The sequence below is a fragment of the Actinobaculum suis genome (assembly GCF_900618115.1).
In the GTDB taxonomy this organism is placed as follows: Bacteria; Actinomycetota; Actinomycetes; order Actinomycetales; family Actinomycetaceae; genus Actinobaculum; species Actinobaculum suis.
This window is the reverse complement of record NZ_UYIO01000001.1, coordinates 183,437-208,655: the sequence shown is the minus strand read 5'-3', so window position 1 is coordinate 208,655 and position 25,219 is coordinate 183,437. Positions and strand designations below refer to the sequence as shown.

Below are 25,219 nucleotides of genomic sequence, written 5' to 3'. Positions count from 1 at the left end.
CGACGCCGCACGGGGGTTCTTATGGCAGCTTTAGAAATTATTGGCATGGAAAAAGCTTTCGGGTCTAACCAGGTGCTCAAAGGCATCAACCTGAAAGTACAAGAAGGGGAAGTGCTGGCAATTCTCGGCCCTTCCGGTTCGGGAAAATCGACGCTGTTGCGCTGCGCCACCTTCTTGGAAGAAATGGACAGCGGAGAGATCCACTATTTTGGGGAAACGGCTTTGCGCCGCGAAAACGGCGTGAAAACTTCCCGCGGGGATGAACGGCAATTCCGGCACGAGTTTGGGCTCGTGTTCCAGAATTTCAACCTTTTCCCGCACTGGACGGTAATGCGCAACCTGATGGATTCCCCGGTACGCGTGCAAAAACGCCCGGCCGCGCAGGTGCGTAGCGAATGCGAAGAACTTTTGGCACGCATGGGGATGTCCGAAAAAGCCGATGCTTACCCGGGAGAACTTTCTGGTGGGCAGCAGCAAAGGATTGCGATCGCGCGGGCTTTGGCGCGCAATCCCCGCATGCTTTACTTCGACGAACCCACTTCCGCGCTCGATCCGGAACTGACCGGAGAAATTTTGGCGATTATTCGCAAACTGGCCAGCGAAAAAATGACGATGGTGATCGTTACCCACGAAATGGATTTCGCGGCCGAAGTAGCAGACCGCGCCCTATTTATTGACGACGGCACAGTTTTGGAAGAAGGCCCGGCCCGCCAGCTCATCGAACAGCCCGAAGCCGAACGCACGCGCCGCTTCCTCAAAAAACTCCGCGGCGAATAGGCGCGTGGCGGCGCGGGCCGGCGCGTGGCGGCCCGAATCTATGCCGTAGCAGCTGCGGGTTCTGGGGTGGCGATCGTAATAGTCTTCGTTCGCGGTCCCTGCATACACAATATCGGCAAAGTTTACGATCGACAACGGCCGCGTAATACCCTTTACCCCGCCAGTTGTCGGGTGCAGACAAGCGCGGAGGTTCGATGTTCCACGAGAAAGTGTAGTCAGAGCGCGGCTTTCAATTCGGCTAGAATCGTCTCCGTCGACTTGATCATGCGCTTGCTACCTTTTTGGCGCATGAATCCGAAACGTTTCTGGTAGTACTTGGCAAGACTATCGTTCTGCACATCCAGAACGAGGAACTTACTGCCCTGATATTCGGCTGCCCTCAGATGCTGAGCGTATACGCATAGCATGAGGGTGTTGCCCAATCCTTTTCCTTGAGCATGAGCAGCAAGTGCGAACTTCCCGAGTAATGACGCGGGGAATGCAGTGTCCAGATTATTCACCCAGGACTTATTCTCTCCTGCGTCTGCGCGATGACCTTTGGGAACGAATGCTGGCGCGACTTGGTGTGCGGACAAGGTGAAAAACCCGATCGGATCTCCTGGGGTCTCGCTATAAGATAATATCCAAACTTGACACAGGCGCTCGGCCTGCCATTTGCGAGCGTGCCTGGATAACCACGAGTTCATTTTCTCATCTCGCCCACAATCAAACCAGTCGATCATGTGCTCGTCATCCAACAAGCGCAGGCAAAGGCCTTTCTCGGAGAGAAATCCCGTAAGCTTCTCATCGGTCATGCCGCGCGTTGTTTCCTGATCGCCTCAATGAATGGGTGATGAACTGACGAGCTACGTTCAGCCGCGTCGAGAATCTCTTGTTTGACCACAGTCAGCATCGCAGGCGGCAAATCGGGGACTTCATCGGACTGAGGTTCACGGGCGAGGAAATAAGGGATCAGATCCTCGTGCGGAAGATCGGCTCGTCTTTTTCCCTTGGGCCTACGTTTCCAAGCCTTTTGCCAAACTTTTTCTTTGTGTGAATACTCAGCGAGATCAAATGCATCGAGTGATCCGTACGTGCCCCACACGCAGTCGATTACCTTTTTAATGTAGCCACCAGGCTCCTCGCGTTCTGTTTCCCAAGGCGCGAACCGCGAGGACAAAACATCCTGGTCAACCTCTTTGAGTCCAGCATGAGCGGTGAGGAGGTCCCCTACAACAGGGCCGTGCTGCATGGCGTAAAACCGCTCGCTAAATAATGGTTCGCCGGTAAGGTGCGCATACCAGCCGAAAGCATAGAAACACAACTTTTCGAGCTTAACGGCCTCAATTGTTCCACCAGCACGGTCAATAAACTGTGGCGCAATGTCAAATACACTTAGCACGATTCCCTCCCCTCCTAACCACAACAATACAGGACAAGGCCACGCCCGTTACTGTGACGTGCGCACCCGCACTGTAACGTATCTGGGCTCGACCCCCGGGAAGTGGACACGGTGGTCGAACCCATCGGCTAGCTCATCCTTAAAAGTCGATGCTCGTTCATGGCACGAATAGCATCGCGAATACCCTGTCTCAATCGGCCCGCAGCAGACGGAACACACCGCAACTTATGAAAACAGCGCACCCTCAGGAAAGGAAAATCCTCTCCGAATTGTTCTCGCGTGATAGCCAACGCGAGCCACCAACCACTGCTCGAGATCATGACTATTCACGAGGGCACCTACAGAGACACAAGGTCAGAAATGTTGAAAGTTGCCATCTCCATCGCAATGGATACCGATTCTTCGACACTGTAGGCAACACGAGCTAAAACGCTAGGATCATCAACCAGCTTGCGACCCCAGGACGTGTTTTCATATACCGATCTCGAAACAACCAATGGGCGCCCGTGCGCCGCAGCCTGCTTCGCTTGATGCCGAGTTCCCGATTTTTCCTTTGCTGAGATGATGATTGTGGCATTCGCATAGGCCGACATGACGGCATTACGCATAGGGAAAGAGAACTTTGTCGGAGCGGAACCGGGCCAGAACTGTGAAAGGACTAAGCCACGATCTTCAATCGCATGCTGAAGCCGACGGTTCTCTGCCGGATAGTAATGATCGATACCATTGCCGATCACCGCAACCGTACGTCCCCCGCAAGCAAGTGCCTCAGAATGCGCAGCAGCGTCTATACCCTTCGCCAAACCACTGACGACGGTTCCACCTTTGCTAACGACGAGTCGGGACATCTCCCGCGCCGCCTCGATTGACGCCCGTCCCGCCTCACGCGAGCCAACAATGCAGATGCCGTGATCGGGTTGGACAAGTTTGCCACGAACGAAGATCACCGGAGGGAAGTCATGCACCTCCCGCAGCTGCTGGGGATAATCGGGATCAAGCCAAGAAAGTGGGCGTTCACCAGCGGCAATCCATTGCTCAACGTCCCGAAGAGCAATGGTATGGATACGTTCGGAGTCAGGTTCTTCAGCAAGAATCAGGCTCGGCAAATCGCCATCGATTAACCGTTGCCTCAATGCCATCTGCGACTTTTGAAAAGATCCATAATGCAGGAGGGCTACCAAGGCGACAAGTTCCTCAGACATAGACATCTCGTCACCCACCTTTCGTGCCCTCATCTTACCCATACCTCCCCAAACCGTCCTTATCATCTCCCCACACCCTTCTTTCGGCGCTAATTCACTATTTTTGGGACACGCATCCCAGAATTAACGCCATTTCGAATGGGAGAATGGTATGCGTGGTCGGTAGTGCAGAAGTACGAGCTAGGTGCACACGTATTTACTCATCACCGCCGTACTTCCCCTCCGCATCTCCGTAACCACAGGGAAGAGGTAGAAGCGGATATGTATGCAGATTTGCAAGGAAAGATCGCCATTGTTACGGGAGCTTCCCGCGGCTTAGGGAAAGCAATCGTCGAAAAACTGCTCGCTAATGGCGCGAAAGTAACTCTCGTTGATCTGGAGCAGGAGGCTTTGGAAGCAGCCGCGCAGGATCTCGGCGCCAGCTCCGACCAAGTACTGCTGGTGCCCGCAGATGTAAGCAAGGCCGCCGACGTCGAAAATTATGTGGACGCCACCGTTAAAGCCTGGGGTCGGATCGACATCCTGGTAAACAATGCCGGCATTTCAGGGCCGGTTAGCCCGATCACGGAAATCGATCCCGCCGATTTCGACCGGGTAATTGCCGTCAATTTACGCGGCACTTGGCTGGGAATGCATTACGGCCTGCGAGTTATGTGGGAGCAAGGTTCGGGCAGCGTGATCAATATGTCCTCGATTGGCGGGTTAATTGCCGGGCCCAGCCCGATCACACCCTATGTGGCTTCCAAGTTCGGCATTACCGGTATTTCGCGCCTCGCCGCGCAAGAATCGGCACCCCACGGCGTGCGGGTCAATTCGGTACACCCCTCGCCGGCCGATACAGACATGATCTCCTACCTGGAGAAAGAAAGCGATACGCCGCGAGATCAAATGGCGGCAGGCATCCCACTGGGCCGTTATGCCACGCCCGAAGAAGTAGCTAACGTGGTGCTTTTCCTCGCCTCGGATGCTTCTTCCTTCGTTACCGGTTCCGAATATCGGGTCGACGGCGGCATGCTCGCCTAAAGGCGCACCCGCCCAGTAAAAGGCGCACCTGCCCAGTAAACAGCCCCGGGTTTTATCGCAACTATGGCCGGCCGCGGAAAACACTCCGCGGCCGGCCTTCGCCGTATCCAGCGCACAAAACTCACCTTTACCGCAGCAAATAAAGGCCTTGGACGAAACTCGAAAGCAACCGCGGCGCCGCCCGACTACACTGCTACTGTCGCCGGTAACCCAAACGGGCCGCGGTACAACCGGTTCGCGGCCCAGCCAGACCGCGGTACAACCGGTTCGCGGCACAACCGGTTCGCGGCACAGCCAGGCCGTGGCTCAGGCAGGGCAGAAGCCCACCCGGGCATACGCCTAACCAGGCCGCGGCACAGCCAAACCGCGGCACAGTCAAACCGCGGCCCAGGCAAACCGCCGCCACGCACCGGCACGGGCACGGGCACGGGCGTAAGGTTCGAAGTTTTTGTGAGGATGGAGCAATGATGCAGGTACCTGCTTCCGCGGATGCGGTTCCAGATTCTGTGGATACGGTTCCAGAGGCCCAATTTTCTCCGGGTTCTCTCATCATTGCGCGGTCTGAGCGGTGGATTGTGCAGCGCGTGCAACGGGCCCGCGGCGGTGCCTGGCGTTTGGAAGCGCGCGGGGTTTCCGATTACGTGCGCGATCAGGAAGTAGTTTTCTTCACCGACCTCGAACAGGTCACGCCTATCGACCCGCATGACGTCAATATCCGTGCCGATAATTCCCCGCATTTTCGCCGCACGCGCCTCGCCGTCGAATCTGCTTTGCGGCAAATCCCGGTTCCCCTCGATGAACGCTCCTTCACGGTGGCGGACCGGATGCTTGCCGATCCGCTCGATTACCAGCTCGCGGCTGTAGAAAAAATTCTCGATTCGGATTCGATCCGCCCCCGTATTTTGTTGGCCGACGCCGTGGGCCTGGGGAAGACGATCGAGATCGGCATGATCCTGGGCGAGCTGATTGCGCGCGGGCGCGGGGAACGAATTATCGTGGTGACCCCGAAACACATGATGGAACAAACCCAGCAAGAACTGTGGGCCCGGTTTGCGATCCCGCTGGTGCGGCTCGATTCTGCGGGGATTCAGCGGGTGCGGCAAAAACTGCCCGCCTCCCGTAACCCTTTCACTTACTATCCGCGCGTAATCGTTTCTATCGATACTTTGAAATCCCCGCGCTACCGCGCCCAGCTGGGCAAAGTGCGGTGGGATGCCGCCGTGATCGACGAAATCCACAATGCTTCCAATCCGGGCACCCAAAACAACCAGCTGGCCCGCCTCATCGCCTCCCGCACAGACGCCCTTATCCTCGCCTCGGCCACCCCGCACAATGGTGACCCGCGCTCCTTCACCGAAATTCTTTCCATGCTCGATTCCATGGTGGTACTCCCAAACGGTTCCATCCAAGTGGAAGAAGCCTCCAAGCTGATCGTGCGCCGGCATCGCAATAGCCCGGAAGTGGCCCGTGAGGTCGGCTCGCGCTGGGCGCCGCGCTCCGAACCGCGCAATATCCTCGTCCCCGCTTCTCCGGAAGAAAACGCCGTGTTGCGCGAACTTTCCGAACGCTGGCTGCCCGCTTCACGTACTGGTTCTCGCAGCAGCGGTATTTCCGGGGTGGAAAGGCTTTTCCCGTGGACGTTGTTTAAGGCCGCGCTCTCTTCCCCGGCTGCGCTCATCGAAACGGTGGATAATCGCCGCAAGGCCGCCCAGGATCCGGAAGAACGCCAGGCCTTGGCAGATTTGCGTGCTGTGGCGGAACAGGTAACGCCGGATAAGTCCGCGAAGTTGCAACGGCTCATTACTTATCTGGAAGAGATCGGGGTGGGCCGCGGCAAAGAAACCCGGGCCGTGGTCTTTTCGGAACGTAACGCTACCTTGCGGTGGATCCAAGAAAATCTGGAAAAGCAGCTCAAGTTGGGGAAAGGCGCCGTGGAGATCATGCACGGCGGGCTTTCTGATGAAGAGCAAATGCGGATTATTGATGATTTCAAACGCGCCGATTCGCCCATCCGCGTGCTCGTTACCGGAGATATTGCTTCCGAGGGCGTGAACCTGCACCTGCGCTGCCACGATCTGATTCATTTCGACGTGCCGTGGTCGCTGATTCGCATCCAGCAGCGCAATGGGCGCATCGACCGTTATGGCCAGCTCGAATCCCCGCGCATCGCCGCCCTCCTGCTCGATCCTGCAGATGATTCCCTGGTCGGCGAACTACGCGTTTTTGAACGGCTTATCGAACGCGAACATGAAGCCACGCGCGTGCTTGGCGATGCATCCTTGCTCATGGGGAAAACTTCGGTAGAGGCCGAAGAAAAAGAAATACGGCAGGTCCTGGCCGGAGAAGTAGATCTGGATGAGGCCGTACCCGATCCGGAACAGGCCGTGGCCAAAGCCTGCGAAACCGTGGGTACTACCACGCAGGACCCCGATGTTTTCCTGCTGTCTTTGCTGCGCCCCGAAGACCGCCCGCAAGGGCCCACGCCCGCGCCCGCACCCGCCACGCCCACGCCCACCGCACCCACTGCCGCCCCGCAACCGGCCACTGCCACCGCGCAACCAGCCGCCGCTCAACCTGCCACTGCCGCCTCGCCCGCGCCCGCCGCGGGGTTAGCCGAGCCGGCGGCGTCGAAATCTTTTGCGCGCCCGGTGCCGCGCAGTTTGTACCGCACGGAAGCCGATTATTTGGTGAGCGCTTTGGAGGAAGGTTTTGACCAGGTTTCCCGCAAGCCGCTCAGCGAGGGCGGGGTGGGGCTGGAGATTCACGCACAGGAGGGCGTTATTTCTTTGACCCCGCCGCGTGATTTGGCCCGGCGTTTAGACTTTTTGCCGCAAGACTATGTGGCTGAGCGCGGGGTGAAAACGAAACTTGCATTGGCTACCCGGCCCGACCGTGCGAATGCTTCTTTGCGGGAGGCGCGGGAAGGTATTTCGCATACCACCTGGCCGGCCGTGCATTATCTGGGGCCTTTGCATCCGGTAACCCAATGGGCGGCCGATCGTGCCTTGGCTTCCGATGCTTCTACCAAGCCAACGATTACCGCGGCGGTGAGTCCGCAGATTTCGGAACCGTGCGTGCTTTTGGTAGCCACGATTTCGAACCGTTTGGGCCAGGTGGTGGCACGTTCTTTTGTGGCCGCGCAGAGCTACGCCGGCACGGTGTTCCCGCAAACGATTTCCAATCCATATTCCTGGTTGCGCGAACACGAAATTTCTGAGGAAGCGGTGAACCCGGGCGAACTTGCACCGGAAGATCTGGCCGGGGCTAAAGAGTTGATCATCCAGGCCGTGCGGAGCGCTGAAACTTTGGCGAATAATACTTTGGAGGCGAACCAGAAAAATGCGCAAAAGCGCTTGGATTCGTGGCGGGCACGGGCTGATGCTTGGCAAGTTCAACGTGCGGGTCATAGTACGCAGCGCGTGATTCGTACCGCTAAGGAGATCCAGCGCGAACGCGAACTGGCTGATTCTTTACAACCTGACCGGCTCACGGTCCGTCCCCTGCTTCTGCTTTACCCGGAGGTACACCTTGGCTAGCTTTGATTCCTTCGCAAACATCGACGAATGGATTTCCGACTACTACCTCACCACTTCTGATCGCGGGGAAACTTTCGAAAACCTGGTAAATGCCCGCCGCAGGGAGTGGGAAGAGTATCCGGGTAATCCGTGGGAGCGGTTTTCTGCGGTGCGTTCCGAGCTGGCGTTAGTGTTACCGCAGGTTGAAGAACGGAACGACGCCGTTGCCCACGTCGGTATAAATACCGGCCCGGAAAGCCCGGTACCGGCCGGGGATGCTGAGCAGCCGGGCACGGCGCAGGCTAACCGGTTATTGCGCCGCGCTTTTGGTTATGCGGAAAGCCAGGAACCGCTTAGGTTTAGCGCACCGGGCCAACTGGTTACCATGCAGGGCAGTTATCGGCATGGCGTTTTGGCGGTAAATTTGCCGTTCTTGGATACTCCGGAAGCTTTGGGCAGTCTGGTTTTGCCGGTGCGGGAAAAAGACAGCCCGCATATTGTTTATCAAGACGTTTTCAAAGCTGTGGGGCAGGCCTTTCTGTCTGATTTGGAACCGGCCTTCGCGGTTTTGTTTGCCGGCCAGTGGGTGGTTTTAGGGGAACGGGAAACTTGGGCGCAGGGCCGATATTTGGCTATCAATGTGGCTTTGGCGGTGGAGCGGCAAGACGAACGCGTGAAAGGCGAATTGCGGCACGTAGTGGCCGCCCTGGCCTTTGAAAACACTTCCCAGGATGCGGAAGGTAATTGCTGGTGGTCGCAGGCGCGGGAGGCCGCGGTGAACCACTCCATGAAAGTTTCGGAGTCTTTGCGCGGAGCGGTACGGGATTCGATTGAGATTATCGGCAATGACGTACTTGACCGCCTCCGTGACCAACACCGCCCTGCCGCCGGCGCTGCTATCTCCGCTGGCGCTGGTGTCTCCGCCGGCGCTAATCCTGCCGACGCTAATCCTGCCGACGCTAATCCTGCCGGCGCTACTTCTGCCGACGCTACTAGCGCGCTTTCGGATTCCGTTGGCAGCGCTACTGTGCTTCCAGATCCGGCCAGTGTGGATGGGGATGATTTGGCCCGCCAGGCCCTGCGGTATTTGTACCGGATTTTGTTCTTGCTGTTTGCGGAAGCTTCCCCGGAATTGCAGATTTTGCCAGTGGGCGATCCGGACTATCAGGCCGGGTATAGCCTTTCCCGGTTGCGGGATTTGATTCTGGAGCCGCCTGCTTCGGTGGCAGAAGAGCAGGGCACACACTTGTATGATTCCCTGCAAATTCTTTTCCGCCTCGTCAACGAGGGCAATAATTCTTCCCCGGCCAGCCCGGATGATTCCTTGCCGGGTTTGCGATTCGAGGCGCTATCGGCGGATCTGTTTTTGCCTGCAGCTACTCCGCTGATTGATGGGGTCAAGCTTTCTAACCGGGCACTTACGGATGTGCTCACGAATCTATTGCTCACTCCGGAAACAGCCAAACAAGACCGCGGGTTTATTTCTTATGCGTCCCTGGGGGTTTCCGAGCTTGGCCAAGTGTATGAAGGCCTCATGTCTTACCGGGGGTTGGTGGCCGCAGAAGACCTCGTAGAAGTTGCTCCGAATGGGGAAGCCGATAAGGGGTCGTGGCTGGTAAGCCTGGACAAAATCGACGATTTGCCAGAAGAGTCGATTGTTATGTCCACCCAGCGGTCTTCTGCTGGGGAGCTGGTTTCTACCCGGCGGATTCACCGGCGGGGCAGTTTCGTGTTCCGGCAGTCTTCTCGCGATCGGGAACGTTCGGCTTCGTTTTATACCCCGCAGGTGCTCACCGAGTTCACGGTTGGTCAAGCTATTGCGGAACTCCAGGCCGCGGGTACGATCACGCGGGCTGAAGATATTCTTCAGCTTGATATTTGCGAACCAGCGCTCGGGAGCGGGGCCTTCGCCGTGGAGGCGGTACGCCAGCTTGCCACCCTCTATTTAGACCTTCGGCAAGAAGAGCTGGGCGAATCCATTCCGGCAGATTCTTATACGCGCGAACTTCAGCAAGTGAAATCCTATATTGCCTTGCATCAGGTGTACGGGGTGGATTTGAATGCCACCGCGGTAGAGCTTGCCGAAATTTCGCTCTGGTTAGATACGATGACGGCGGGTCTGCAAGCGCCTTGGTTTGGTTTGCGTTTGCGGCGCGGTAACTCTCTAATCGGTGCTTTGCATGCAACATATGCTCCTTCTCAAGTGGTTAGCGGAGCTTATTTGCATGAGCCGGCCAAGCGTTCGCGCCTCACTTTTGGTAGCCCGCAAGAATTAGCCGCTGGCGGTAGTGATGCTGATAGTGGTGCCAGGCTTGATACTGAAGATTTGGTGAGCGGGGATTCGGATACTCAACGCATTTTCCACTTCTTGTTGCCTTCTAAGGGTTGGGGTTCGGCAGTGGAGGCGAAAGGTCTATCCAAATATGCCGGAGATTCTATTCGGGAGCTGCGCACCTGGCGGCGGAGCGTGCAACGCAAATTCACGGCGAAACAGTTACGCCGCTTAGCTGGGCTTTCGGAGCGGGTGGAGATCCTGTGGAGATTCGCGTTGCGCCGCATCGAAATTGCCGAACAGCAAGTACATCGCGATATTCCCTTGTGGGGCCGCCAAACTCCTACCCACACCCAGGCCGTTTCCCGTGAGCAAATCGAGGCGGAACTTTTTGAAAACACTTCCGGTGCTTATGGGCGGCTCCGGCTGGTTATGGACGCGTGGTGTGCTCTCTGGTTCTGGCCTCTAAACCTTGACGAAACCGCTGAACCTAAAGATGCTGGAACTCTTTTCTCTGTAGTGGGTGACCCGCAGGAAGATCGGGAAGAGAGCGATAGCGGCGCAGCAAACCAGAACGTTCGCCAACAGTCTGGTTCTCGGGTTTCGGCCCCGCCTTCGGTAGATGAGTGGTTGGATACGCTCGAAGCTATTTTGGGGCAGGCTGATTATGCCCGTAATATCAGGCCAACACAGCTTCGTGACTACCGTGCAGCTGGGCCTGATCTGGTGGCCGGAATGGATTGGGAGGAATTAGCTTCTGCCGAGAGCCTGGCCATTTCTACCGGCGGCGTGCAACTCTCCGTTCCGGAGATTATTGCCGCACATCCGTGGCTGCAAACAGTAGAGTCTATTGCCGCTCAGCAGGGTTTCTTCCACTGGGATCTAGACTTTGCCACTGTTTTTGCGCGCGGCGGTTTTGACCTACAGGTCGGCAACCCGCCCTGGGTGCGGCCCCGTAGCGACGAAGATGGCGTTTTGGCCGAATTTGATCCTCGTTTCGCTATCTTCACGCGTGCCACGCAAGCTAAGAAAAGGGAATGGCGCGAACCGATTTTGGCAACCCCTGCAGGCAGGCGAGCTCTGGTTGATTCCTTGGCGGAAACCGCTGCTACCTCTGCCTCTCTTTCTTCCACGCCTGAATACCCCCACCTGGTCAATCAACAATCTGATCTGTATCGCGGGTTCATGGAACGCACTTGGGGCAACCAGGCACCTACTGGCATCGTGTCGCTCATCCATCCCGAATCCCACTTCGGCGAAGTTGGGGCAGCAGCATTGCGCCGCGAAGCGTATTTGCGCCTGCGCCGGCATTGGCAGTTCGTCAACGAACTATCCCTATTTGATATACACCACCTGGTTTCCTACGGTGTTCATGTCTACGGGAATCCATTAGAGCTCCCTAGTTTCCTACAAGCCGTATCCCTCTACCACCCGCAAACTGTTGTAGATTCTTTGCGGCATGATGGTTCTGGCCCGGCTCCCGGTATTAAAAATGATGAGAACAAGTGGGATCTGCGCCCCCATCGTGACCGCATCATCCAGGTAGACCAGAACGAACTTCAAGTTTGGCATGCCGTCATGGAAGGCCCGGAAACCCCGGTTTTGGATACCCGCATGGTCTATACCGTTAACCGTGATGCCGCCAATGTTCTCGAAAAACTTGCTCAACAACCCCGGATCAGCAGGCTAGAACTGCAGTCTTCGCGTGGTTGGGATGAAACGATTGATAAAACCAAGGGCTATTTTGATCGCGGCTGGGCAGTACCGGATTCTTGGGAAGACGTTATCTTGCAAGGCCCACACCTCGGCATCTCCCTGCCCATGCAAAAACAGCCGAACGAAACTCTACGAAACAATCTCGACTGGACAGAAATCGATATCGAAGCAATTCCAAGCGATTTCATCCCTGCCACCGGGTATCAACCCGACCCGGAAAAGGATTCCTACGCCGCCGACTACGGCACCTGGAAAATCAACGGCACACAGCAACCCGTGCGGTCTTTCTACCGCATTGCCTGGCGATATATGGCAGCAAATACTGGTTTTCGTACTCTATACCCTGCTATTATTCCCCCGGGTACTGCACATGTCCATGGAGTCGCCACTATCGGCCCTACGGATTCTATTAGAGCGGCTGGAGCCGGTGCTATGGCTTCTTCCCTTTTCGACGATTTCTTTTTCCGCGTTCAGCAACGCGCCAATATTTCTGCTACTGATTTCGCAAACCTCCCCCTCGGGGATTCTCCTCTCCTGGATGACGCGGCGCGGATTTATTTGCGGCTTAACTGTTTGACTTCTGCTTATGCGGATCTTTGGGAGGCTTGTACGGGTGAGCCTTGGACTCCAGAGGTGCCAATCCGGAATGCGGCAGAGCGCCGGAAGGCGCAAATTGATATTGATGCGATCGCGGCAATCAATTTCGGAGTCACGGCCGATGAGCTGTGTTCGATTTACCGCACCCAGTTCCCGGTAATGCGGATGCGTTACGACGAAGTTGATTTCTATGACGCTAATGGCCGCCTAGTGGAAAACAACATTGCCCGGGCCGAACGTTCCGCTATAGAGAGCGGCGAAGGAGGCACACTCAGCGAGGAAGCCCGTACCTGGGTGCACCCGCAATCCGGCGTCACTTACGTATTCGAATATCCTTTCCGGGTTTTGGACCGCGAAGCCGATATGCGAAAAGCTTATGAATACTGGCAGGGCGTTGCCACACAGAAAGAAAACAAGGCGGCACGGCAAGAAGATGCGGCGGCACAGCCCGCAAATCTGCTTTCTCCTAAGCCAAACGCGTCTATTAGGCCAAACGAGGATGGTGATCGGTAGCTATGGCGATGCTAAATCCGATAGGGGCCGCTAAAAGCATTGAGGCGGGGATCTCCGAATACCTTACGAGTTCCTTCACGCTGAACGATCCGGCCACTTCCCAAGCCCTGGAAGATTTCCTGACGGACCCGGTAGACGGCATGTTCCACGGCCCCTTCATCCGCGTCCGCCTGCCCTACCAGCCCGCCCCAGAAAACGGTACATCTGCCACCCAGCCTTTGAGCTGGCTTCCGGAAGGTTTCCAGCCCTACAGTCACCAGGCGCGTGCTTTCGCCCGGTTGCGTTCCGATGCTGCCAATCCTTCCGGCACCGGCCCGCAGCCGACCATCGTGGCTACCGGTACCGGTTCTGGAAAAACGGAGGCCTTCCTCTACCCGATTATCGACCACGCGCTGCGCGCCAGAAACGCCGGCATTGGCGGTATCAAAGCGATCATTATCTACCCGATGAACGCGCTTGCCGCCGACCAAGAAAGCCGCCTGGCCCGCCTCCTTGCCGAAGATAAACGTTTGCACGGCCTTCGCGGCGGTATTTATACGGGTGCCACCACGCAGCAACGCCAGCGCGCCACTTCCACACACTTGATCAGCAGCCGCGCGGCCATGCGCGTAGACCCGCCAGATATTTTGTTGACGAACTACAAAATGCTCGATCAGCTTTTGTTGCGAGACGACGACCAGCCCCTCTGGGAACTATCCGCCCAATCGTTGCAATACATCGTGCTCGACGAATTCCACACTTATGACGGCGCGCAAGGCACCGATGTTGCCCTCCTGCTACGGCGGCTCGGGCTCCGCCTGCGCGATTTCGCTCCCGATAGGTTCCCGGACCCGCACGTACCGCTCGGGCCAATCACTCCCGTTGCTACCTCTGCCACCCTGGGTGATAAAGCCTCCGAAGTACTCGATTTCGCACACACCGTATTCGGCACGCCCTTCCCCGATTCGGCGCTAATAGGCGAAAACCTCATGGACTATGAACGGTGGTCCGCCCGCCTCCGCGCCGAACTCGCTGCCAATACCGCTACCAGCACTACTCCCGATACCGCACCCAATACCGCTACCGCGGGCCGCGCGGAAAACAGCACGCCCGGCGCCGCGCCGGATGCGGAGCCGCTTGCTTCCGAGTTTGATGCCGCGGCGGCCCGGGAAGCTATGCACAAAGTGTGCGCGGCGATGGAAGCTTTCGAAAACGGCACGGCCGCAAACACAGAAACTGCCGACCCGGGTGAATTGCGGGCCGCTTTTGTACAAGAAATATTTGCGCGGCATGTTCTCCACCTGCCCCATTTGCCCCACCTGCCAGGAGCCAGCACCCCAGAAGCCAGCGCTGCAGAATCCACCGCCACACCCTCCCTGGCAGAAACCAGCGCTGCTCCTTGGCCGGAAGAGCTCTTGCGCGCCTACGCGCTCCACCCGCTTTTCAAGAATATTTTGCAGTGGGCGGCCCGGCCGGCCCCGCTGCGGGAAAGGCCGGCACCGCTACCGGAAAATGATCGGCGCCAGCGCTGGGCGGTGCCTTCGCTTACCGAAAGGTTTGTGGCCGAATATGCGATTCCGGCCCGTTCGGAAAACGCGGCCGGGGAGTCGCTGCCGGAACTATTTATGGGCTACGCCCTAGAATTTATGGCTTCCCTGCGAGCGGTAGTAACCGCCGCGGATTCGCCCTTGCGTTTGCTCGTACCCGGCGTGGAAACACATTTATGGATCCGCGAAGTTTCCCGCGTGGACCGTTTGGTTGGCGAACCGGAAGCCGGAGAAAAACTGTTCCGCTGGTCCGATGATGGCCCGCTGGAAGAAAGCAATAATACTGCCACTTGGCTTCCTGCCTGCTATTGCCGGCATTGCGGGCGGGCCGGGTGGATGGGTTCTTTGCGGGCCGGCAGCGAAGCCGAACTGGTAGAAGACGCCACCGAAATCCGCCGTTCCAGCGCTCAAAACAGCGGCAAACAGCGCCCCCTCATGGACGCCCAGGCCGCGGCCGGGCAAGCCCGGGAAGAAGGCCGGGCCTTTGCCGGCGTCAAAACTAGTGACGCTACCAGTTGCAACTACTGGTTAGATGCCGAAAATAAACACCTCCTCACCTCCGCACCGAGCGAAGAAGACATCCAAACCGCCCGGGTAGTTCCCGTAGTTACCTACGCTCCTCACCAAGACAGCGAAGAGCGGGCCAATAAAGAAATCTGCCCTTCTTGCGGGGAACCCGATTCGATCCGTTATATCGGTTCTTCCATCGCCACCCTCCTTTCGGTAGCGCTTTCGAACCTGTTTGGTTTACCGGAACTAGACGCTTCCGAAAAGAAAACCCTGGTTTTCACGGATTCGGTGCAAGACGCCGCCCACCGCGCCGCCTTCGTGCAAGACCGTTCCCATGTTTTCACCTTCCGCGGCCTGATCTACCAAGCCATCCCGGAAGAAGGAATTTCCCTAACCGAACTCACCCGGCAAATGATGGACCGCACCGGGAAAATCGAACGCCGCCAAGTTAGCGCAAACAGCGTGGCCGGTAAAAAACAAAAAGCCCACAATGCGCAAGTATGCCGGCGCCGCTACGAACTATTACCCGCCCATATCGCCAAAATTCGGGCCTACCGCCCCTATTGGGAACCCGATACGGAAGCAGACCGTTCCGCCCACCGCAAGGCAGAACGGTTCGCCCGGGAACGGATCTCCTTCGACGTGGCCCAAGAATTTGGGCAAAGATCCCACCTGCCGCGCTCCCTCATGCTCACCGGCACGGCCGGCGCCTTTGTGGATGCCACCGAGCCGAGCCTTCTAGCCGCCGCGCAAGCCGCGGTGGCCGGCCTGCCCGAAACCCTGGAAGGCTTCGAAATTTCCGCAGAAACCCTCATCCAATGGGCGCGCGGCTTCCTGGAAATTATTCGCGAGCGCGGCGGGATATACCACAGGTGGCTCGATAGCTACCTGAAAGCCAATGCGGATACGTATCTGCTCAACCGGCGTTCGGCCCGCAGCCAAGGTATACCCACTTTCCCGCCCGGTGGGGGCCCCGAATTTCCGCGGGCCGGCCGCCCCTTTTCGAATAAAGCTGCCGAACGGCTGTGTGTTTCTCCGCTCGCTTCTCCGCAGGGCCGGTACGCGCGGTGGACGGCGCGGCAATTACACATTAAAGGTTTGGGGCCGCATGAGGCCAGCAGGTGCGTCGTCGAACTTGCCTACCAACTGGCAGAACGGGGCCTGTTACGCCAAATCCGCCCCCAAAACGCGCGGGCCTACAACCCTTCCCGCTGGGCTTCCCACCCGCACTCGGGCACGCCTGCGGGGGCAGATGCCGCCACCTCGCACCAGGAACGTAAAGAAGCACTATTTGCGCTCGATCCCGACTTGGTGATCGCCGAACGGACCGAGACCGCTACCCGCCCGGAAGGGGCCTCGCGCCCGCGCCCGGGGCTGGAATGCGATACGTGCCGTTCCGCCTTCGCCGTGGCCGCTTCGAAGGTGCCGGATTTGGTGGGCATGGCTTGCCCCGTGGCTGATTGTGACGGCTATTTGCGGCAGGAAAATATTGCGGATGGCTACTACGCAAATCTGTACACTTCGCGTTCGCCGCGTACCGTTATGGCCGCCGAGCATTCTTCTTTGCTTTCCGAAAAAGAACGCGCCCACCTGGAAACCCAGTTCAAGGGCAAGAAGAACGAACCGGCCGCGCCGGATGCCCCGAACGTGCTGGTTGCCACCCCCACTTTGGAGATGGGTATTGATATTGGGGATCTTTCTACCGTCTTCCTTTCTTCTTTGCCGAAGACGGTGGCAAACTACCAGCAGCGGGTGGGGCGAGCCGGGCGAAAAACCGGGAATTCGCTGGCGGTTACGCTTTCGCGGGGGCGCGGGGAAACTTTGCCGAAAATTGCGTGGCCGCTTTCCATGATTGATGGTGACGTTACCGCGCCGACGGCGTTTTTGCGGGCCACCGCAATTGTGGAACGGCAATTTTTGGCCCGGCTGCTAGACACTATGGAAAAACCGGGCGTGCGGCACAGCCCCTCCGTGTTTGGGTACGCGGAAAATAATTTGGTGCCGCTAATACAGAAACGTATTGGCGCGGGGATTGAGGGCGTGCTCAACGATTTTTTGGCTACCCTCAGCGATTTTATTACCCCGGAAGATGCGCAGCGTTTACGGGCTTGGGCTACCGGGAATGGCCCGCGCGATCTCATTGGCACCCTCACCGCCCAGCAACTGGACTGGGCGGAAGAGCAACGCAGCCTTACCGAACGCATCGAGCAGCTCAAAAAATTGTGCGCCGAACTCGAACCTTTGAGCGCCAGTGAACAGGCTACTTTGCAACGCCAGGAAGGTGCTGCTGCCGCAGGTAAAGAAACGGGCGCCCAAATTGAGTACCGTACCGCGAATGCGAATTTGCGCCACGCCATGCGGTTACGTGTGGACCGGAACGAAGAGTATTGGATTTCCGGTATGGAACGCACCGGGTTGCTACCGAACTTCACTTTGCTTGACGATTCGGTGGAACTTTCCGTGGGCATTTCGCGGGTTGATGAGGAGACCCAAAAGCGGGAGATTGAACGGCGCGATTACACGCGCGGGGCGGCCCAAGCTTTGCAAGAGCTGGCCCCGGGGGCGAGTTTCTATGCCCAGGGTATTCGTGCAGATATTACCGCGGTGGATTTGGGGCCGGAAAGCTCTCGTATTGAACAGTGGCATCTGTGCCCGAGTTGTAGCTATTCGGAACGCGATACCGGTACGAACGTGAGTCGGGTGTGCCCGGCGTGCGGGGATACGAAGTGGAACGACGCCGGCCAGCGGGCCGCGGTGGTCCAACTCCGGAAAGTTTCCGCGGATGCCGATGGGATTCGTAATGCGATCGGCGATGATCGTGACGAGCGGCGGGTAACCGTTTTCCATACGGTACTCACCTGTAATTTTGATTCGGCGCGGGTGAGCCGCAACTGGTACACGAATAAGGGTTTTGGTGTGCAAGTACTTCCGCAAGTGGATTTGCGGTGGCTGAATTTGGGGCGCGGGAGCGGCGAAAAAATCGCTATTAGCGGGCAGGAATATGAAGCTCCTGGCTTTCGGGTTTGCCCCGAATGCGGGCATGAAGATTCCAATGATCGTACTAACCACTGGTATGACCACCGGCCGTGGTGTTCTTTGCGTAGCGAACTAAATTTGGAGCCACGCACTATCTTTTTGGGTCGGGAGTTGACCACGCAAGGTGTGCTATTGCGGATCCCCAAGTTTATTACGCGCGGGGATAATGAGGCTTTGCCGTCTTTGATTGCGGCTTTGCGGCTCGGCTTCCGGGAAGTGATTGGGGGAGATCCGGATAATCTAGATATTTCCGCGGTGCGGGTGCCCAGCCAGGCCAGTACCGGGGTTACTGATGCGCTACTTTTGCATGATGTGGTGCCGGGCGGTACGGGCTATTTGATGCAGTTTGAACAACCTGGCGGCGTGTGGAACCTGCTGTATTCCACCTGGCAACGGTTGCGGAATTGCGATTGCGGGGAAGATGGCCGGCGATGCTGCACGAACTGTTTGCTGCCCTATACTTTGCACGGGCAAATCCACAACACTTCCCGTTATTCTGCCCAAGCTTCACTAATCAAGTTGCTTACCGATAATCCGGCGGCGGATCTGGATACCGAACCGCCGGCAGAAGGCTGGGATGAGCAAACCATTTTGGAAGAAGAACCAGAACCAGATCCAGCTTCGGAACTGGAAGTGCGTTTCCGCGAATACTTCCGGCAAGGTTTGCAAGACCGCAATATTGCATCGCAAAGCACTATCAATTCGCACGGGCAGCGCACTATTACTTTCCAGTTCCCGGGCCAAACCAGCACTTGGCACATGCGAGAACAGGAAATATTGCGCGATTCGAATATTCTGGTGCAGCCGGATTTCTTCTTCGAAGCTACCGATTGGGCTTCGGGGGATCGTGAACCGATCCAGATTGCCGTATTTACGGACGGATATGCTTTCCACAAGCAGGAAACTTTTGCGGACGATATTCGCAACCGGCACGCCCTGCACGATTACGGGATTATCCCGTGGACGATCACCTGGGCCGATCTGGACTGGTATCAAGAAGTACGCGAAACCGGGGGCAATACTGCCAACCATCGCCCCGAATGGTATTACGACGTGCAAAACAATCCCGATCCGAACGTTATTGGCAACCAAGAATTGGAGCAGGTGATTACCGCCGATCCGCTCAGCCAATTATTTGACCTCTTGCGCAATCCGAACTTGCAACGGCGCCAAGTAATAGCCACCCGCACCAAGCTAGAAGCCCTGGTCAGCAGCAACCTGGACTCCGTGCAGGGCGGCGGGGCCAGCCCGCTACCCGCTTGGAAACGCCGCGTGGTTTTGCCAAAGAAGGAGAATAGTAACAACACCTCGGGCAGCCCGGTGGTTATTTCCCTGGAAGGCGTGAACAGTGATGGTTCGATCGCGGATGCTTTCGAACAGGAAGACTGGGCTATCTACCACCACCTGCTGAACCTGTTCTACACTTCTACTAATTCTATTACCGTGCGCTTTGATGACGGCGCCGAGCTTTTCACCCAGGGCGCGGCCTTTATGCCAGATCTTGCCCCGGTTCCCGAACCAGAATCCGATTCCTGGGACGCCGCTTTTGCCGAGTACGAAGGCGAGCCGGATGTGGTGGAAGCTTTGGATGCTTTGCGCCGGGCCGGCGTGGCCGCACCAGAAATGATTGGCGAAGAAATCGGCGGGATCCCCACCGTAGCTTCTTGGCTGGGTCGGATTTTCCTCGCCTTTGCCGCGGAAGACATTCCCGCCAGCGCCGCGTACACGCCCGAACCCGCCGCCGCACAAGGTACAGGCACGCAGGGCGCAGATACGCAGGGAGCCGCCGGCACACAAGGTGCAGGGGCACAGGGCGCCCAGGGCGCGAATACGCAGGCCGCAAGCGCGCAGGATGCAGATACGCAAGGCGGAGATACGCAGGGCGCGGATACGCAGGGCGCGCAGTGGTACAGCTTGGAGCAGATTAGTAGCGGGGATATCCCGGATTCCCTACCGAGAATGGGGCAGTGATGGAAATCTATGAACCGCCTGCTGGGCAGGTTATCTTGGGCAAAAAAGTCTCTTCTGATACACGTGGAGATGTCCGCACTTTGGCCATGAACTATTTGGTTTCGCTCCAGCGCACGCCGGAAGAACGCCGCGCCGCTGGAACCCCAATACAGATGGAGAAGGTGCCGGGTGCGGCCGATCCGCGCGCCCGCCTGGGCATTATTAGCGAGAACTACCGCTCCCTCGTCTTTGAGCTCGTGGGGGAAGACGGCGGCCGAAAATACGTGTATGAGGCTCTGTTTCCGGTAGCAGAGGCGCGCGATATTGCCCAAAGAGTTGTTATCTCCATCAACCCGGTAAATGGCGTCCCAGAAATCACCGAGGTAGAAGCACCCGCCGGGCCGGCCGCGGCCTCCGGCGTACCGGCTACCATACCGGCTACCGTACCGGCTACCACGGCCGGCCCGCGTTTGGTGGATACTTTGCCGGAGCCGGAAGTTATGCATGAGCGTATCGGTATCGACCTGGCTACCGCCCAGGCCGTGCGCGAAATCGTGGCGCGCACTAATTCCGCGCAAGCCCCGGAACTCACCGCGATCTTGGCTTCCCGCCCCGCCTGGGAACAAGACGCCATTAGTTCCCTACTGGCCGGGCTCAGCTTGGAAGAAACCCTCGAATCCCTCGGCATCGAAACGTCTGCTACGCCGCCGGATGTGCAAGATCCCCAGAACTCGCAGGCCGTGATTGATTCCTTTGCCCTGCCCGCCGCGCAGGCCCACTACACGTTCCTCGAAAAGGACGATAAGGAAGCTTTGCGCCGCGTTCTGGATACTAAAAATTTCGGCGATTGGCTCACCTTCCTGCATCCCTCGCAGCGCGGGATAGTGGAAGGCAACCTCAGCAAGGTTTCCGGGGGTGCCGGGACTGGCAAAACCGTCGTCGTACTTCACCGTACCGATAGGCTCTTGCGCGAAAGCCCGGTAGAAAACCCGCGGATTTTACTTACCACGTTCACGCGCGCGCTCGCCAACTCTCTCCAAGACCAGATGAGCCGCCTCACGCCCGGATATCCGCGTGCTACCGCGCCCGGCGCGCCCGGTCTGACGATTATGGGGGTGGACGCCGTGGCCCGGTACGTGGTCGATAATGCCAACCGGGCAGAAATTGAAGCGGCGAGCGCAGGCGTATTTGGGGTGACTTTCCGGGATAAGCCGCGAGTGCTATCCGCGAAGGCGGAAGAACAGCTCTGGCACCAGGCCGTGGCTTTCACCCCGCAATTGGAAAACCCGGAACTGCAAAGCACCGATTTTTTGCGTAGTGAACTGGAAGATATTGTGTTCGGCCACGAAATTTCTACGTGGCCGGAATATGCGCGGGTGAAGCGTACGGGCCGGGGCCGGGCTCTGAACCGGCGCCAACGCAAAGGCGTGTGGGAAACGTGCGCAGCCTACCTGCGGCTGTGTAGCGAAAGCGGGCGGTTACCGTGGAGCGGGATGGCAATTTTGGCGGCCCGGCTGGTGCGCGGCAAACCACTTTTCGACCACACTTTGATAGACGAAGCCCAAGATTTTTCGGCCCCGCATTGGCGGTTCTTGCGGGCGGCCACGCGGGAAGGGCGCAATGATATTTTCTTGGCGGAAGATTCCCACCAGCGAATTTACGGCCGCCAGCTCACGCTTTCCCACTATGGGATCCATACGCGTGGTTCTTCCCGCCGGCTCACTTTGAACTATCGGACTACGCGGGAAAACCTGAGCTACGCGATACGTTTGCTGGAAGGTGGCGATTGGCGCGATTCTGCCGGGGAAAGCGAAAACCTGGCCGGCTACCGTTCCGCCCGTTCCGGGCCCGAACCACAAATCATTGCCTGCACCGGCTTGCCCGAAGAAATCTCCCTCGCCGCCGCATATATCAACCGCTGGCTCGGCCACACTAGTGCGGCAACTAACGATGCAGGTAGCGCAGCAGCGGGCGCAACCGGTGCTAATCCTTCCGTGCAGATTGGTGTGCTCGTGCGTACGAACCGCTTAGTTACCACGGTGCGGACTGGAATCGCCAATCACGGCGTAGATACCCGCGATGTTTCCTTTATGACCATGCACAACGCGAAGGGCCTGGAATTCACGCACGTGATAATGATGGGCGTGGATGAAAGGCATGTACCTTTCCTGCGGGAAGGTTTGGGGGACGTGGAGCGCGATGAAGCAGAAAATCGCGAGCGCGCCCTGCTATACGTAGCAGCATCACGCGCCCGCGATCAACTGGTTATTACCTACTCCGGCGAAGCTTCCGAACTCTTAGCAGAATAGGCGCCTTAACTCCCAGCGCCCCGGGAAACCCGGGGCGCTGAGCGTAGTTACATGTTCCGCCTTGCAGCAGAACTCGACTCCGCCTTGCGGCAGCGATGCTCCGCCTTGCGGCAGCGATGCTCCGCCTTGCGGCTGAGCTCTGCTCCGCCTCTGCGGCAGCGATGTTCCGCGTTGCGGCTGAGCCCTGCTCCGCCTCTGCGGCTTAGCCTTTTACGGCGCCGCCGGTGAGGCCGGAAACGATGTAACGCTGCAGGAAGAGGAAGAGCAGCAGGATCGGCAGGGCGGCGATTACCGCGCCGGCGGCGAACCAACCCCACTGCTTTTCGTTTCCGCCCACCCACAGGTTCATGCCGATGGAAAGGGTCCAATTGTCTTGGCTGGTCAAAATGGTGGATGCCAGCACGTAGTCATTGAAAGCCCCGATGAAAGCCAGCAGGGCTACCACAGCCAAGGTGGGTACTACGAGTGGCAAAATGATCCTCCAGTACACCTGGCCGTGCGTGGCGCCGTCGATCTTTGCTGCCTCATCCAAAGATTTCGGAATGGAATTGAAAGTCCCGTACATGAGGAACGTGTTAGAACCGAGCGCCCCGCCCAGGTACACGCAAATCAGGGAGAGTTTCGAATCCAAACCGAGCTGCGGGATGATCTGCCCCAACTGGGTGAGGAGCAAGAAAATCGCCACGAAGGCCAGCAGTTGCGGGAACATCTGCACCACCATCAGGCCCATGAGCCCGATTTCTCTGCCCTTGAACCGGAAACGGGAGAAGGCGTAGGCCGCGGCCGCGCCCATTACCACCGCACCGAGGGCGGAACATATAGCGATGATCAAGGTGTTACCGAACCACGTCCAAAACAGGGTGGAATTGGAAAGATCGGTGAAGTTCGCTAGCGAAACCTCCGAGAACATTTTGTTCGCACCCGTCAAGGTGGTTTTGGTGCTCGGATTGAGCGCCGCGGAAAGCACGTAGAGAATCGGGAACACCGAGTAGATGACCGCCACTATCCCCACTACGTGCCGGAACCCCATGCGCCGGAACCACGTACCGAACTTTTGGTGGTTTTGCGCCACCTCAGTTTCTTTCGGCAAAGTAGTCAGCTCCGGCGTCGTGCCCGCAGTGGTGGCTATACCGGCACCGCCAGCCGCACCGGTGCCCGAAACTGCACCTGCTCCGCCAGCCGTTTCTGCCGCATTCGTACCGCGCATTTACTCCGCCCCCTTCATAGAATTCGACTTCTTGAAACTGATGAGCGAAATCGTTCCTACGATCACGAAGATGAGGAGCGACATCGCCGAAGCTAAACCGTAATTACGGGTAGCTTCGCCGGACATGCCGGATATCTGGTACACCATCGAAATGAGGATGTCGGTAGCGCCAACTGGCACCTGGGCGTCGTCGAAACGCGGGCCGCCATTGGTCAACATGTAGATCAGGTTGAAGTTATTGAAGTTGAAGGCGAAGGAAGAGATCAGCAGGGGCGTTACTTGGATCATGAGCTGCGGCAAGGTAACGTAACGCCACCTTTGCAGGCCGGTAGCCCCATCGATTTCTGCCGCTTCGTTCAAATCCGCGGGGATCGACTGCAAAGCACCCGTGCAGATCAGGAACATGTAGGGGAAGCCCATCCACAAGTTCACCGCGATCACGCACACGCGTGCCAGCCACGGATCGGTAAGCCACGGGATTTCTGCGCCGCCAAACAGTACCTCGTTGAAGAACCCGTATTTCGAGTTGAACATGCCGGCGAAGAGGAAAGCCGTCATGAACGAAGGGAAAGCGTAAGGCAAAAGCATCAAGGTGCGGTACACCTTGCGCCCGCGCATCCCTTCCTTATTGAGCACGATCGCTAAGAACATGCCCAGCAGGAAAGTGGTGGCTACCGAAAGGAAAGCGAAAGCGAATGTCCACACCAACACCCGCAGGAAGGGCGTGGCATAGCGGGAATCGCCAAAGGCATCCTTGAAGTTATCGAACCCTACGGTTACGCGCCACCCGGTATCGAGGGTTTGACCGTCTTCGGAAACATAGAAACCAACCGAATCGTCGGCCTTATAGGTTTTCCCGGAAGCGTGGTCGGTAATGGTTTCCGTAGCCGGATCGTAGCTCATGGTGGAGCGGAAGACGAAACCGGTGGAAGCATTCTGGGTGCCGATCGCGCCCTCGTTTATATCTTCCGAAATCGGCACCCGCAAAGCCATGATTTCGGCTTGCCGGGCGCTAATATCTTGCGGGGTAAGTACCTGGTAACCCGGCACTTCCGTAATCTGCTGGCCGTTTACCTGCGCGCCTTTTATTTCTTCGAGCGGTTTGGTTTCCGTACCTGCCAGCACTTTGCCGTCTTCGAGTACGGCAAAACCTAAGTCTCCGGATTGTTCCACCACTTTGAGCGGGTATTGCGGAGAATCGGGAACGCGCTGCGAAGAGCGCACCAGCTGGGAATTCGTGGCCGCTTCCTTGGTGAGCATATGCCGATCCCCGTAGTTCGTGAACGCAATATAACCGGTATATAGGATCACGAACACTTGGAAGATAAGCAGGAAAACGAGCCCTGGAATTAGGTATTTAGAAGCGAGGGTACGCCGAGAGAAATAAATGTAATTTATGGCGATGAGCAGGACCGCCACGATGGCAAAGAGCGTCCACGAACGGGCCGTGAACGTTTGCGTCAACACGTAGATGCCCAGGGCGTCTACCAGCCCCACGAGCACCAGTTTCACTACGAAGCCCGCCGACCAATTACGAGCTTCCGGCGCCTGAATTTTCAGGGCCTTCCGTTCCGCGGGCCGCTTTTTTCGGGCCGGTTGCTTGGTTTGCTGCATAGTTCCGTTCCACTTTCTAGCCGTATCTAGCGTCACTAGCGCCACTAGCGCCAGGGGCGCGGCTCAGCCTA

At 57.7% G+C, this 25,219-nt stretch carries 11 protein-coding genes; 6 read left to right on the top strand and 5 right to left on the bottom strand.

The annotated features are described in order from the left end of the window. Positions 1–21: 21 nt before the first annotated feature. Positions 22–777 carry an amino acid ABC transporter ATP-binding protein gene (locus H8274_RS00825; protein ID WP_185933578.1) on the top strand — a complete coding sequence of 252 codons (756 nt, stop codon included), beginning with the start codon at positions 22–24 and terminating at the stop codon, positions 775–777. A gap of 215 nt (positions 778–992) precedes the next feature. Here the strand turns inward: H8274_RS00825 and H8274_RS00820 are convergent, their stop codons facing one another. The 3 genes from H8274_RS00820 to H8274_RS00810 all read right to left on the bottom strand — a co-directional run bounded on the left by H8274_RS00820 (position 993) and on the right by H8274_RS00810 (position 3,378). After that, a complete protein-coding gene (locus tag H8274_RS00820) occupies positions 993–1,571 on the bottom strand; it encodes a GNAT family N-acetyltransferase (RefSeq protein WP_185933577.1) in 579 nt (192 codons plus the stop codon). Next, positions 1,568–2,158, bottom strand: a complete 591-nt coding sequence (locus H8274_RS00815) for a Panacea domain-containing protein (protein WP_185933576.1) — start codon at positions 2,156–2,158, stop codon at positions 1,568–1,570. The genes H8274_RS00820 and H8274_RS00815 overlap by 4 nt, the downstream gene beginning before the upstream one ends. A gap of 338 nt (positions 2,159–2,496) precedes the next feature. Then, the gene (locus H8274_RS00810) at positions 2,497–3,378 is read right to left on the bottom strand and encodes a DNA-processing protein DprA (RefSeq protein WP_185933575.1); all 882 of its coding nucleotides are present in this window, start codon (positions 3,376–3,378) and stop codon (positions 2,497–2,499) included. A gap of 120 nt (positions 3,379–3,498) precedes the next feature. On the opposite strand from H8274_RS00810, the gene H8274_RS00805 reads away from it, so the two are divergent. The 5 genes from H8274_RS00805 (at position 3,499) to H8274_RS00785 (ending at position 22,327) form a co-directional block, all read left to right on the top strand. Beyond that, positions 3,499–4,383, top strand: a complete 885-nt coding sequence (locus tag H8274_RS00805) for an SDR family NAD(P)-dependent oxidoreductase (RefSeq protein ID WP_221884747.1) — start codon at positions 3,499–3,501, stop codon at positions 4,381–4,383. Between the two features lie 464 nt (positions 4,384–4,847). Next, a complete protein-coding gene (locus H8274_RS00800; protein ID WP_221884746.1) occupies positions 4,848–7,919 on the top strand; it encodes a DEAD/DEAH box helicase in 3,072 nt (1,023 codons plus the stop codon). Then, positions 7,912–12,996, top strand: coding sequence for a DNA methyltransferase (locus H8274_RS00795; protein ID WP_185933574.1), 5,085 nt, complete (start codon positions 7,912–7,914; stop codon positions 12,994–12,996). The genes H8274_RS00800 and H8274_RS00795 overlap by 8 nt, the downstream gene beginning before the upstream one ends. A gap of 2 nt (positions 12,997–12,998) precedes the next feature. Then, positions 12,999–20,039 (top strand): DEAD/DEAH box helicase, encoded by a 7,041-nt coding sequence (locus H8274_RS00790; RefSeq protein WP_185933573.1) that lies wholly within the window; start codon positions 12,999–13,001, stop codon positions 20,037–20,039. After that, positions 20,039–22,327: a UvrD-helicase domain-containing protein gene (locus tag H8274_RS00785; protein ID WP_244924598.1), complete on the top strand. Its 2,289-nt coding sequence runs from the start codon at positions 20,039–20,041 to the stop codon at positions 22,325–22,327. The genes H8274_RS00790 and H8274_RS00785 overlap by 1 nt, the downstream gene beginning before the upstream one ends. A 202-nt stretch (positions 22,328–22,529) precedes the next feature. Here H8274_RS00785 and H8274_RS00780 read toward each other — a convergent pair whose 3' ends face one another. Together H8274_RS00780 and H8274_RS00775 are read right to left on the bottom strand one after the other, a co-directional pair. Further along, entirely contained in the window at positions 22,530–23,357 is an 828-nt protein-coding gene (locus H8274_RS00780; protein ID WP_231583117.1) for a sugar ABC transporter permease, read from the bottom strand. 177 nt (positions 23,358–23,534) lie between these two features. Beyond that, positions 23,535–25,148, bottom strand: a complete 1,614-nt coding sequence (locus H8274_RS00775) for an ABC transporter permease subunit (RefSeq protein ID WP_185933571.1) — start codon at positions 25,146–25,148, stop codon at positions 23,535–23,537. Positions 25,149–25,219 lie beyond the last annotated feature (71 nt).

Coding starts and splice junctions, on each gene's coding strand:
- H8274_RS00825 (WP_185933578.1), top strand. CDS start 22: ATGGCAGCTTTAGAAATTATTGGCATGGAAAAAGCTTTCGGGTCTAAC.
- H8274_RS00820 (WP_185933577.1), bottom strand. CDS start 1,571: ATGACCGATGAGAAGCTTACGGGATTTCTCTCCGAGAAAGGCCTTTGC.
- H8274_RS00805 (WP_221884747.1), top strand. CDS start 3,499: ATGGGAGAATGGTATGCGTGGTCGGTAGTGCAGAAGTACGAGCTAGGT.
- H8274_RS00800 (WP_221884746.1), top strand. CDS start 4,848: ATGATGCAGGTACCTGCTTCCGCGGATGCGGTTCCAGATTCTGTGGAT.
- H8274_RS00790 (WP_185933573.1), top strand. CDS start 12,999: ATGGCGATGCTAAATCCGATAGGGGCCGCTAAAAGCATTGAGGCGGGG.
- H8274_RS00785 (WP_244924598.1), top strand. CDS start 20,039: ATGGAAATCTATGAACCGCCTGCTGGGCAGGTTATCTTGGGCAAAAAA.
- H8274_RS00780 (WP_231583117.1), bottom strand. CDS start 23,357: ATGGGGTTCCGGCACGTAGTGGGGATAGTGGCGGTCATCTACTCGGTG.
- H8274_RS00775 (WP_185933571.1), bottom strand. CDS start 25,148: ATGCAGCAAACCAAGCAACCGGCCCGAAAAAAGCGGCCCGCGGAACGG.